General features: G+C 40.4%; 6 protein-coding genes and 2 pseudogenes. 6 read left to right on the top strand and 2 right to left on the bottom strand.

All coding sequences use genetic code 11. The features are described from left to right. Positions 1–295: 295 nt before the first annotated feature. Positions 296–472, bottom strand: a complete 177-nt coding sequence (locus EJP82_RS28065) for a hypothetical protein (protein WP_170220302.1) — start codon at positions 470–472, stop codon at positions 296–298. A 174-nt stretch (positions 473–646) separates the two neighbouring features. On the opposite strand from EJP82_RS28065, the gene EJP82_RS25400 reads away from it, so the two are divergent. Beyond that, positions 647–2,206, top strand: coding sequence for a stalk domain-containing protein (locus EJP82_RS25400; RefSeq protein WP_127194868.1), 1,560 nt, complete (start codon positions 647–649; stop codon positions 2,204–2,206). 938 nt (positions 2,207–3,144) lie between these two features. Continuing rightward, a pseudogene (locus tag EJP82_RS28970) lies at positions 3,145–3,207 on the top strand (23S rRNA (pseudouridine(1915)-N(3))-methyltransferase RlmH); the annotation flags it as partial. Positions 3,208–3,658: 451 nt separating this feature from the next. Here the strand turns inward: EJP82_RS28970 and EJP82_RS25385 are convergent. Next, entirely contained in the window at positions 3,659–4,210 is a 552-nt protein-coding gene (locus tag EJP82_RS25385) for a sugar O-acetyltransferase (RefSeq protein ID WP_127194866.1), read from the bottom strand. Between the two features lie 331 nt (positions 4,211–4,541). Between EJP82_RS25385 and EJP82_RS25380 the strand changes: the two genes are divergently transcribed. From EJP82_RS25380 to EJP82_RS25365, 4 genes and pseudogenes are all read left to right on the top strand, one after another. Beyond that, positions 4,542–4,961, top strand: coding sequence for a CPBP family glutamic-type intramembrane protease (locus tag EJP82_RS25380; RefSeq protein ID WP_127194865.1), 420 nt, complete (start codon positions 4,542–4,544; stop codon positions 4,959–4,961). A 152-nt stretch (positions 4,962–5,113) separates the two neighbouring features. After that, positions 5,114–5,176: pseudogene (locus EJP82_RS28965) on the top strand (23S rRNA (pseudouridine(1915)-N(3))-methyltransferase RlmH); the annotation flags it as partial. Positions 5,177–5,300: 124 nt separating this feature from the next. Continuing rightward, positions 5,301–8,417 (top strand): DEAD/DEAH box helicase, encoded by a 3,117-nt coding sequence (locus EJP82_RS25370; protein ID WP_127194864.1) that lies wholly within the window; start codon positions 5,301–5,303, stop codon positions 8,415–8,417. Between the two features lie 934 nt (positions 8,418–9,351). Next, the gene (locus EJP82_RS25365) at positions 9,352–13,050 is read left to right on the top strand and encodes a glycosyl hydrolase family 18 protein (RefSeq protein ID WP_127194863.1); all 3,699 of its coding nucleotides are present in this window, start codon (positions 9,352–9,354) and stop codon (positions 13,048–13,050) included. Positions 13,051–13,304: the final 254 nt, after the last annotated feature.

Below are 13,304 nucleotides of genomic sequence, written 5' to 3'. Positions count from 1 at the left end.
AATTCTCTTGAAGGTGTTTTAATTTGTCTCACGTTAAGGGGTCAGTCCCTTACAACTTGGATAGGCTTTCTTTTGAACTACCAGTAATTCAACATAGCCATTCTTTACTTGTAGGGTCTGAGCTTGCCATGCCGACATATTTGCTGAAGTAAGGGTACAATCTTGGTGCCTAAATTTTCGCATTAAGTTGCTATTTAGGATGGAATCACCACTGCTGTTTGGAGGTGCTGTTTCTTGCCCGTTTGGATGAGGGCCTATTTATATCAGCAAACAAAGATGTAACAGGTTGCTGTGATTAGAGCCAGGCATCGCGGATCGATCTTCGGGCATATTGGTCTGAGCGAACAATCAGAAGTCCTTCGAGGTGCTGCTCGTTGAACAGGCGCTCAAGCTGCAGCATTCTTATGTCCTTATGGAGGGCGAGAGCAAACGTGACGGCAAAGCCGTCCTGCTTGACCGTGACGTGTGGCATACGAAAGAATCCGATTGAAGAAGCCATGTAGGCGGTGAAGGCACATCTTCCTGCGAAGGCTAGATGATAGATCTGCCAAAAGATAGCCTCTAGGTCTATCTTTTTTGCTGTAAAAGGAAAAAGTTTACAAATGTCGAATGTAGTCACTATGACAATTCGAGGAGTGAACCCATTTTGCGTAAACCAATCAAACTTCAACTAATCACTGTACTTGCATTCTTACTAAGCTTCGTTTCTATTCCATCCGCATTTGCAGAGACCTCCCTTATCTCAGACAAAAATTTGGAACAAGCGATTCGAGTCGAGCTAAAGAAACTGACTGGCCCCATTACCAAAGAAGATCTACAGACCCTGACTTCGCTCTATCCTGATGATCCTGAGCAGAAAATTAACAATTTAAGCGGACTAGAGCATGCTGTTAATTTAGAGAGCTTAATGCTCTCAGGGCTTGGAATTACCAATATTGAGCCACTTAAAAACCTGCATAAAGTCACCTTCCTAGCTCTGGACGGCAATCAAATCACTCAAATTGAGCCGCTACAAGAGTTGTCCCAACTGGAGCAGCTTGTTATCGATTCGAACAACATCGAGAAGCTTGATGCGCTAGCGGGATTAACCAATTTAACGGACTTGTTAATCGGCGATAATCAGCTTAAGGACCTGTCGCCGATTCAATCCTTAGTCAAACTGAATTGGTTGATCATAAGTGATAACCAAATCCAGTCTCTTGAACCGCTAAGAGATCACCCGGAACTAGAACATTTATACTTTGAGAATAATCAGGTCCAGGATATTAGCGTCTTAACAAGTCTTCCGAAGCTCAAGGAGGTTTCACTCAGTAATAACCCTCTGGATGCGAGTGCAGAGAAAATTCTGACCGAACTCGCTGCCAAAGGCGTCAAAGTGCTTGAAGAAGAAAAAGATGAACAAGCGACACCACCTTCAGATCCTAACGAAATCATGGTGCTGTTGAATGGGGAGATCGTTAAATTCCAAGTCCCACCCATCCAGAAAAATGGATCTGTACTTGTTCCGTTCCGCGCTATTTTCGAAGCATTGGGACTGAAGGTTGACTGGGATCCAAAAATGCAAACGATCACGGGAAGTAAACCAGGTACGCTTATCAAGCTTAAAGTGGGTTCAACTACTGCTGAGATCAATGGCAATCAGATAAAACTGACAGTAGCCCCTTCTACTATCAAGGGCAGCACCTACGTTCCATTACGTTTTATCGGCGAAGCAGTGGATGCGAAGGTGAACTGGTTGGCTAAGATTCAAGCAGCCACAATTTATACGAAGCAGCAATCTGCGACCAAAGACAAAAAAGCCCAAGTCACAGCCTACGGCGACTGGAGTGACGTAACATCTTCCATTGAGAATACAGGAGATCATCAGCTTATCTTAATCTCACCCGAGAAGAGCACGATGGTTATTCAGCATCATAGCAAGAGCGATTTAGATATGAACTTCGAACAATATGTTAGCTTCGCCAAAAAAGATTTAACGGACAAAAATGCAGTGAACATCTCTGAACAGTCCGTGAAGGTGGGGAAAATCGATGCGAAGCAGCTGTCCTATAGCTTAAGCAACCAAAATGAAATGATAGAATTTCGAATGATTCTATGCGAGCAAAATAATGAAATCTATACCCTATTATTAGCTTCTCCATCTCAGGTCAGCAAACAAGCCAATGCCGATTTCAACGAAATATTAAAAAGTATAAAATTAAACTAGCATATTCCCTGTGATCACGTCTCTTTGAAATGGCACAAAGAAACAGAGGCTTTGCATCTTAATACGCAAAGCCTCTGTTTGAATTGTACTTTATTACGAATAGTTGCCTGTCCATATAACTAGTTCCATAAGCGCGGTAACTGCTTCGGCTCTTGTTAAGGGATCGTCCGGAGCAAACTTGGAATAATCTCCGTTTATATTATCAAGAATAAGAACACCAAATAATGGATGTTATTATCGGTTGTGTACTTGGGATGATAGCTATGCCGGCTAGTATGTTTATGGGCGTGTCGTCCATTATCATATATATTGGTGCTACGAGTATGATGAAGGGTTCTAGTCATAGAATTATTTTAATTAAAAATAGTACGAAGAAAGATGTTGTGATCTCGTGTGTAACTTTGTTGTTGGTGGGCGTGGTATTGGGTGCGATCAATGTCCTACTTGCTGTGGGCAGTACATCGATTAACCCCTCATTCCAACTGTCATTTATTATGGAAGCCTTAAAAGCAGGGGTGACTGAAGAAATTATTTTCAGATTCTTTCTGTTTGCACTTTGTGTTGTAATAGCGGGGGATCACAAGTTTACTAGGCTTCAAAATGTTTTATGTTATTTGATTATGGTGCTGCCACATGTATTCATTCACTTTGAATTGAGCACTTTTAATATTGTANTTCCCATTTGCATGGCTTCAACGCAAGCGCGATTTGGTATCAGCTATGGGTTCACATACCATTGTAGATATAATTAGGTTCTGTGTGTTTAGTGCGTAGAAGGTGATCATGTTATAGCCTCCCTGTTGTAGGGAGGTTATTTTTGTGTGAAGTTAAATTTAGGAGGCAGTTAAGTTTATTCAGATTATTACAGTAGGTAAATTGAAGAAGAAGTAGATGATTCAGAGTATAGCGGAGCATTCGAAGAGACTTGCGATTGATAGGTATTGACGGAGCAGTTCTACCGCGCGGTGAAGATTAATCGGGGTGAACCGTATCATAAATGAGGCGAAAATTTTCGCATTTACCGCTTACGGGGCAAGGAAAGTTACCCCCGCGAGATGGGGTTGAGGTGAGGTCACCTGAGGGTGAAATTGTTGTTCAGGGGACATATTAAAATGTGATTTTCTACTTGTGGTTTCGTCCTTTCGCTTGAAATTTTGCTCTTTAACAGTTGATTTTTCCGAATATCTTTATTGTAGGAAATCAGAGATAGGATATGTAAGAAGAGCTCTATGTTGGTGGAGATTCAAAATTAATATTGGTTTAGAAATTACATCATATTTAGAAGTATGAAATAAAGAAAAACAAGGACATTTTGACCCTTGTCTTTCAGCGAGTTATTTTTGATAATGTGACATATTTGCAGTTGCTAAATCATCTCGGATTAGGGGGAATTGGCGTAGATATAATCATGCGGCACATTCCGTGTGAGGCAAATAATAAAACTATTGCACATTACTGTGTGCGGATTACCTTGCAGGGATTGCCGACAGCTAAACTGTTCGGCGGGATATCCTTCGTAACGATACTGCCCGCGCCGATCACACTGTTCGCGCCAATCGTTACGCCCGGCAGTATGATGGCCCCGGCACAAATCCAGACATTGTCGCCGATCGTGACAGGATATGTGTATTCCAATCCCGCCAGACGTTGCTCCACATCCATCGCGTGTTCTTCTGTGATGATACAAACGTTAGGGGCGATAAACACGTTGTTTCCGATCGTAATTTTTCCGCTGTCCATGAGTTTGCAGTTGACGTTAAGGAAAAAATTATCGCCCACCGTCGTATTGTATCCATACGTGCAAAATAGTGGCTGCTCCACAACGCAGTTATCTCCAGTCTTACCCAGCAATTCGCGTAAAGCTGCCTGCCGCGCATCGCGGTCCAGAGGGTGCAGATTATTGTAATCGTACAGCTTTCTCACGGTGATATCACGATCGGCAACAAGCTCAGGGTCACCGGGTTGGTATAACATGCCGGCATGTGATTTTTCTTTTTCAGTCATTTTAGACACCTCGTAAAACAGATTGTTTGTATTTTCGTTTTCCAAGTATACTGCGATATTTGACTTGTCTCGATAATCCTGCGCTATCTCGGTCGAGTTAGCGCTCTTGCTAAATATGCAGGAGAAAAAACTTACAGCGGTTTCATTATACCACGTAAAGTGTCTTTAAGAATCCAGCGAATTAGCGTCAAATTAACGGATGTTATTATCGGTTGTGTACTTGGAATGATAGCTATGCCAGCTAGTATGTTTATGGGCGTGTCGTCCATTATCATATATATTGGTGCCACCAGNAATTATTTTAATTAAAAATAGTACGAAGAAAGATGTTGTGATCTCGTGTGTAACTTTGGTGCTGGTGGGCGTAGTATTAGGTGCAATCAATGTCCTACTTGCTGTAGGCAGTACAGCGATTAGTCCTTCATTCCAACTGTCATTTATTATGGAAGCCTTAAAAGCAGGGGTGACTGAAGAAATTATTTTCAGATTCTTCCTGTATGCACTTTGTATTGTAATAGCGGGGGACCACAAGTTTACTAGGCTTCAAAATGTATTATGTTATTTGATTATGGTGCTGCCACATGTATTCATTCACTTTGAATTGAGCACTTTTAATATTGTAAATGTAATTGTGTTAGCACTATTATTTGGATTCCCATTTGCATGGTTTCAACGCAAGCGCGATTTGATATCAGCTATGGGTTCACATGCCATTGTAGATATTATTAGGTTCTGTGTGTTTAGTGCATAGATGGTGATCATATTATAGCCTCCCTGTTGTAGGTAGGTTATTTTTTTTGCAAAGTTAAATCTGTTTATTCAGATTATTGCAGTAGGTAAATTGAAGAAGAAGTAGATGATTCAGAGTATAGCGGAGCATTCGAAGAGACTTGCGATTGATAGGTATTGACGGAGCAGGTGTATCGCGCGGTGAAGATTAATCGCGGTGAACCGTATCATAAGTAGGGCGAAGTTACCCTTTTGGGTACTTTTTTCATTTTGCTGAAGGCTGGAGAACTTTTCCTTTTGTCTTCAGATGATAGCTCCAGAGCGTTATAATATGTAAATATAGATGCTACTGGAGGAGACTATGAACAACAGGAACGATATTTTAAATGCGTGGATTACGATTGAGCAGCTATCCGAGGGTTCTATTAAAAGAAAAGACACATCGCTAAAGCGCCTGCATACAGTGGAAGAAGACTGGGGTAAATTTTTTCTGGACTTTTTGACTAAACAGAAAGAACAACAAAGGATATCAGATAAGTCTTTTAAGAAATCGGGATTAGGATTATATTTTGACATTTTTAATTTTCAAGAAGTCGTTGATCTATTGAGACAAAAATACAAAATTCCTAAAACCTACGAAGAAGTTAGTACATCTGACAAGTTTACCTTTTCAATTTATCTTGATAATGAATTAAATTTTGTAGCAGACAAAATGTTCTATACAATGAGCGGTTACATCCGCCAACATGGTGATTTACCGGAAGATATTCTAAAAGTGGAAAGTACATTTAGAGGTCATTTAAACAGCAAGTTTGATGAGGGATTTAATGCTGCCATTTCCGAGCTTTTTCGAAAATATCATGTATCCGCAGAAAATTTCTGCTATGCATTTTTAAAAAACCTGGAGAATGACGATGTGAATTTACATTCGTTCTTTATTGATGACTTGAACAAAGCAAAGGTTATTACTAATAAAAACCTGGATCGATATTTTGATGGCTTTTCAGGGTTCAGACAAAACTTAGACGGCAATAAAACGTCGGATCATTTTAACTCCCCAATTTTTGAGACAACTGTTTTACAACCTAAATACTATCCGTTGGGGCGCTTCCCAAGTAATCCTGATTTTGCGCTGTCATTCATGCAACAGGCTGCGGTAAATTTGGCTTTAAACGACGAAAATGAGATTCGTAGTGTCAATGGTCCGCCAGGAACAGGGAAAACAACACTGTTAAAAGATATTTTTGCTGATTTGGTGGTACAACAGGCAGCGAAAATTTCGCAGCTTGCTGATAAAAGGATTAAAGGGAGTCTGGTTTATTGGCAAAATGCAAAAATCGGCATTTTACCGCCCTTTATTTCAGATAAAAATATTGTTGTTGCAAGTTCAAACAATGGGGCAGTCCAAAATATTGTTAAAGAGCTGCCAAAGAAAGAAACGATTGCTGACGATTTTCAAAACCAACTGGACGAAGCGGATTATTTCAGGGACATCTCTAATTCTGACTTAACCAGTGAAGGCTTCGGACAGAATCGCGAGATTAAAACGGAGCTTATGAACGAGGGAAATTGGGGTGTATTCTCGTTAGAGGGCGGCGCGTCAATCAATATGAACAAGCTGCTTTTAAATATTGAAGCAATTGAAAAGGATTTAGAGGATCTTGACCAAACGAACATAGGGGGAAGTGTATATCAAGAATTCTCCCGCCTGTATGACGAATTAAAGCTTAGAAGAGAAGAAGTGCAAGAATATAACGAGAAAATGGTTCATCTTCGAAAAATAAAAACAATCCATAAGGAGCAAATTATCGCTTTTGAAGAGGAAGAAAAAAAGAAACAAACAAGTTTAATCACTCAGAAAGCAGATGCGGTGGGTGAACTTGAAAGGCTGAGACAAGAAAGCGAAAATCTTCAAGATGAGTTATGGAATGCTTCTTTTGAAATAGAAAACCTAATTGAACTACAAGATCAAGCTAAGAGAAATTATGATGTAGTTAATTCAGAAAAGCCAAGCTTTTTGTGGTTTCGTAAAATATTTAATGGCCCCAAAGTTGCGCAGTACTTCAAAAATCTGAATGATACGAATGATCATTTAAATGATCTATCTAAACAAAAAACTAGATTGTTGAGTGACCGCATGAGGCTCGAAAAGTGGTTAAAAGAAAATGCTGTAAAAAGGGAGCATATTCAGAAACAAACGAAGAAATCCGAAGCAGACTTAGAACGTTGGATGGCTACTCAACATGACGCTTTTATGAAATTGGCAAAGGAAATTGAAGTATTGGATAACCTGCAATCTCAAAGTGACATTAAGGAACTAGATTTCTCACTATCCTATGATGAACTGCAAAAGTCTAATCCATGGTTTACAAAGCACTTTCGTAAATTGCAATCAGAACTATTTATTTCAGCTTTAAGGGTTAGAAAGCAATTCCTGTATGAAAACAGAAGGAATTTGAAAGCTGCAAGGAATATTTGGATTAGACAGTCTGAACATATTGGAAAAGAGCACGGTAAGCAGCTAATTTCAGAATCATGGAATTGGTTGAATTTCACTATTCCCGTTGTCAGCACCACTTTTGCTAGTTTTGGACGGATGTTTAAAAATTTGAATGAAAATTCAATAGGAAATCTCTTCATAGACGAAGCTGGTCAAGCGCTGCCACAAGCCAGTGTTGGTGCAATTCTTAGAAGTAAGAAGGTTATGGTTGTCGGGGATCCCTCACAAATAAAACCGGTATTGACGTTGGATTCAAATGTTCTGACCTTGATTGGAAGACACTATAAAGTGGATGAACAATTTGTTTCTGCCGATGCGTCTACTCAAACCATTGTGGATGCCACAAGTCAATATGGTTTTCAAAAAAATGTGGATGAGTGGATTGGTATCCCCCTATGGGTACATAGACGTTCGAACTATCCGATGTTCACGATTTCAAACGAAATATCGTATGATGGGTTGATGGTACAAGGGAAATCAGAGAAAGAGTCAAAGGGAAAATCACAGTGGTATGATTCAACCGGAACAGCAAATGACAAATTTGTTAAAGAACAAGCTGACTTACTGAAAATTTTGATTGACAAACGTTTGCAAGAAGATCCGAGTTTAGCGGATGAAATTTATGTGATTACCCCTTTTAGAAATGTGGCTTATAAACTTGCACAACATCTAGATGGAATTAACTTTACAAAACGAGAAAATGGGAAAACGACGAATATCGGAACGGTTCATACTTTTCAAGGAAAAGAGGCCCAAATTGTCTACTTTGTTCTTGGAGCTGACACTAATAGCAGTGGGGCGGCAAAATGGGCTGTCTCTGATCCCAATATGATGAACGTTGCAGCTACAAGAGCTAAAGAAGAATTTTATGTTATTGGAGATAAGAAGTTGTATGCCTCACTTGGTTGTAGAGTAGCAAATAAGACGATTTCAATTATTGATGACTATAATAATGATGAGATTATCAATAAAATTTAGTTGGGATAGAAAAGGAGGGAACCACCGACCCGTAAATTTCCGCTGTCTATTTTATCGACTGCAGAAATGAACTTCTTGGTGTTAGGAAGGATTCCTTTTAGAAGCTTCTTGCCTTCGTCTATAACGTTAGAGAAGATGCTTCCCCGCAGAGCGTTAAACACAATCTTTTGGAGATAAGGCTTAGCGGTCCCAATAGGACGACGCAGTGGGTTTAGCCGCTTCGTCCCTTTGTATTAACTGGCTCACTTTAATCGATAGATAATTTCAATTGAAAGAAAACTAATCTCACCCATTTTTTCGCCCTATAAATGTTACGTCGAACCTTATCATAAGTAGGGCGAAATTTTTTTCGTAAAGAGCTATAAATTGGATTCCTGACACATCTCAAAGAGATATGTTTCTTTGTCGCTACTTGTATAAACATAACCAATACACAAATCTCCTTGGGCAATACTAGCGCATAAAATCGTTTATCCGCTGGGATTTATATAAGTGAAAATGACTAATTGTTAGGGCATCCAATCAGGAGTAGTGAATGTGAGATAGTACAGTTTTTCTATGACCAAATTTAGTTCAGATAAAAAATTCAAGCAGTCACTTCTCTTTGATAGTTATTCTGTTTATTACATAAAAATCCATATTGTCACATGACAAAATGATGACAACAGTAACTACTAGGCAATTTACTTACACTCTATAATAGAAAGGATAGGGGTTAAAGTTTAAAAAGTAATATTGATGAACAACGAGGAAGCAGTTTTATTGCATGGCCGTGAGGTGAGAGATTTGAGGAAGAACTGGGTGTTTCGCCGTACGTGGATTTATGTTCAATGGTCTTAAATCCTTGACCTATATTTGAATAGTAAACATGCAATATCTGCTTTACCGTTTTCTAATGACAGATGACCTATTGCAATGAAAATATGAGGTAGAGGTGAATGAATTGTACAAGCAGATTAAGAAAAAGTGCGTCAATATGTTAGCTGTAATACTTAGCTTTGCTATTGTAACTAGCGGATTTAGCTTTCCGTTAGCTCCGACAGCATCGGCAGCTGACACGTTGCCTGCTCCGCAGAATGTACAAGTTACTGGTGTTACGCATAAATCAATAACGCTGGCTTGGGAACCTGTAGACGGTGTCGATCAGGATTCTGGCTATCAGGTGTGGTATTCCAACGGAGGTTGGGCTGCGTGGGTGGGTAGTCCTACAGCAACTATTTCAGGTCTGAATCCGAACACTTCCTACTCTTTCTATGTAACAGCTATTTCAGCAGCAAACGATAGAAGTGCTCTTGTAACAGCAAAGACGGATGAGGTGGATCCGAATGCGAAGCCTGAACCACCATTGTCGCCTCCGCATAATCTCGTAATTAGTGACATTACAGAGTCGGAAGTGAAATTAAACTGGACGGGCAGTCCAGGAGCAGCTGGTTATGATATGTATGTGAATAATAGATGGACTGGTGGTATTTGGAACGGATCGAATACATTTACTTATCCGGTTCCAAAATCGGTTACTGGTTCTGTCTATTTTGAGGTTGCTGGACAGATTACGCCTACGAATGTATCGGTTAGAAGTAATAGAGTCACGATTAAATGGGGGGAATTATCCAAGCCTGAGGATTTGAAAATCGTGAGTGCAACGAGATCATCCGTGTCATTAGGATGGGCACCTACCCCTGGTGCAACCGAATATGATATTTATAAAGATGCTACGGTAATCGATTCAACGTATTCTAATCGGTATGTTGCCACTGCGCTAACAGAGGGTGATTCCTATGACTTCAAGATAGTCGCTAAAAACAAGCTATGGCAATCTCCCGCAAGTGATGTGATCACAGCTGTACCAGGAAGTAATTATAATATGGTAACTTACTACACCTCATGGGCTAGAAATCCGAATGAGAGAAATTATTCGGTGGCGGATATTGCCAATGATATTGGAGCAGACAAGCTTACACACATCAATTATGCTTTCGCAGACCTGTGCTGGAAGGAAAAGGACTCTAGGGGTGGAGTATGTGAGAATCCAGATATTCCTCTGCAAAATAGATATGTATTTGATGGGGAAATGGTACTCGGTAACCCCATAGAAGATGAAATTAATATTCGTGATCTACAAGTGCTTAAAGCTGCTAATCCACATCTGAATCTAATGATCTCTGTTGGAGGATGGAGTGGGTCGAAGAACTTCTCCAATATGGCGAATGCGGAAGTAAATAGACGTTTATTTGCTAACTCAGCCGTTGAATTTCTGCGTGAGTATGGATTCGATGGTCTTGATATTGACTGGGAGTATCCTGTAGCGGGTGGGGATATCGATAATTCGAGAAGGCCAGAAGATAAACAGAATTACACATTGTTAATGCAGACAGTGCGTGAGGCCCTTGATGCAGCAGGTTCAGAGGATGGCAAGTATTATCTGCTGACGATCGATTCTTATCAAGGTCAATCTTTTGTAGACAATGCAGACTTGGCTAATTCTTCGAAGTACCTCGATTTCATTAATATGATGACTTATGATTATAGCGGTAACTGGAATACATCTGGATATCATAATGCACCGTTGTTTTATGATCCGGCTAGTCCTTCGGCGAGTGCGAGGAGTAACAACGTCTATGGAGGAGCTACGGGACATTTGAATGGTGGAGTACCTAATTATAAATTAGTCCTAGGAGTACCTTTCTACGGTAACGGATGGACAGGCTGTGAAGCTAATGGGGAATACGCCCCGTGTCAATCGTTTGCTCCATTCGGTACTTGGGAGAATGGGAAATTTGATTTTTATGATTTAGAGAATAATTATCTTACGAACCCGGATTACGTTCGTTACTGGAACGAGTCTGCCAAAGTACCATACTTGTATAACCCAAAAACGGGCGACTTTATTTCTTTTGATGATACTGAGTCTATGATGTATAAAGCATCTCTAGTGAAGACGCTTGATCTTGCAGGCGTGATGAGCTGGGATATTACTGGGGATCGTAACGGGACATTGTCCACACAGCTTGTGAATGATCTTCCTATTCATGGTGTTGTGAATACGAATGCACTAGCAGCTCCACAAAATGTAGTTTCTATTAGCAAAACAGACACTACGATAAATGTAGGATGGGATGCAGTTATAGGGGCTACTGGTTATGACGTATTTGCCAATAAGGTGTGGCAAGGCTATACCACAGAGACAAGATTTGATGTAACAAATCTTACGCCTAACAGCGAGAATTCTTTTGAAATTATTGCTGTTGAGAAAGATGGCACTCGTATTGAGAGAGTATCTGCCATGAGTAATCCGCTAAAAGAAATGACCAATCTGGATGGGGGAACAATTCCAAATCCAAAACCAGATCCAAAACCAGATCCAAAACCAGATCCAAAACCAGATTTAGGAACAGGAACGGGTACTGGCTCTGGAACAGGAACTCCTACCCCAGCACCTGTGAATTCGATCAAGGTGGAAATAACGAAATCAGGTAACAAAACGACGGCTAAGCTGGATACAGCGCAAGCTATTGAAGCGATCAAACAATCGACTACCAACCCTATTCAGCTTATCGTTGGAGATGTAGATAACAATGTAGAGGTAGTTATAGCAGCATCAATTATCAAGGCGATTGCTGAAAAAGGAACGTCAGCTACCTTATCTATTGTACTCAATAAGATAGAATACCTCGTTCCAATTGCAGCTCTTAATCTGGAGGCGATTAAGAACAATCTAGGTTCGGATGCTGTAGAGTTCAGATTCACCATCCAAGTACCTGCTCAGACTGTGCTTGATCAGATTAAGAATAAAGGGTTCAAAACCGTGATTGATCCTACAGAGTTTAAGATTGAGGCCAAAGGCACAGATAATATCTGGAAAGAAATAACAGAATTCAATGCAATCTATATTAGCCGAATCTTCAAGCTGGGCAAAGTAGACTTTAATCAAAGCAAGGTAGCAGGTGTAGTGTTCGATCCAGTAACAGGCCAATATCATCCAGTGCCCACGATATTTACGAATCATACAGATGGTACCGTATCCGTAACGTTGAAGAGAACAGGCAATAGCATCTATACGGTTATTGAGTCAAGTAGGTCCTTTAATGATGTAACGACTGCCTGGGCAAAGGCTGATGTGGAGGCTGCTGCTAACAAGCTAATCGTATCTGGCGTGAGCGCTAACTTGTTCGGGGCAGAGGACAAAATTACTCGTGGCGAATTCGTATCGATTATTGTCAAAGCTCTAGGTGTAATGCCTTCATTGGCGAACTCACCGTTCAATGATGTGAATAGCCAAACAAAATTTGCACCAGACATTATTGCTGCGACAGAAATTGGGATAATTAAAGGGAAAACAGCAACTACTTTTGATCCAAATGCATTCATTACTCGTCAAGACATGGCGGTCGTTATTGCTAATGCAATGCAATATGCAGGCAATACGAAACAAGGGAGCAACGTAGTATTGAATTCGTTCTTTGATCGGGACAGTGTTGCGGCTTATGCACAGTCTGCCGTAGCTATGATGATCGATGCTAAAATTCTTACAGGGGTTTCTGTAACCAAGCTTGATCCGAAGTCCAATACAACCAAAGCTCAAGCCACTGTTGTTGCGATGAGAATGTTGCGTGCCCTAGCCTTCTCGAACTAATTCGTGAAGGCGCCTGCTGTTGTTGGGTGCCCTAAAAATTCGCTGTTAGAATGATACGGTGAACCGTATCATAAGTAACGGCGAAAAATTCAAAAGTCAGGAAGGTTATAGAGGCCTTTAGAATTGTGAAGAAGAAAGGTGTTATAGAGATATGTTTATCCCTCTAGAGATGGCTCTAGGGGGATTTTTTTGTACCCCGATAGGTTGAACCTGGGATATTTTATGTTTCCCGACAGCTCCTTTCGCATTTTTCG

The sequence above is a fragment of the Paenibacillus anaericanus genome, assembly GCF_003994475.1.
GTDB lineage: Bacteria > Bacillota > Bacilli > Paenibacillales > Paenibacillaceae > Fontibacillus > Fontibacillus anaericanus.
The sequence above is the reverse complement of the archived record's forward strand: the minus strand, read 5'-3'. Positions and strand labels throughout refer to the sequence as shown.

Coding starts and splice junctions, on each gene's coding strand:
- EJP82_RS25370 (WP_127194864.1), top strand. CDS start 5,301: ATGAACAACAGGAACGATATTTTAAATGCGTGGATTACGATTGAGCAG.
- EJP82_RS25385 (WP_127194866.1), bottom strand. CDS start 4,210: ATGACTGAAAAAGAAAAATCACATGCCGGCATGTTATACCAACCCGGT.
- EJP82_RS28065 (WP_170220302.1), bottom strand. CDS start 472: ATGCCACACGTCACGGTCAAGCAGGACGGCTTTGCCGTCACGTTTGCT.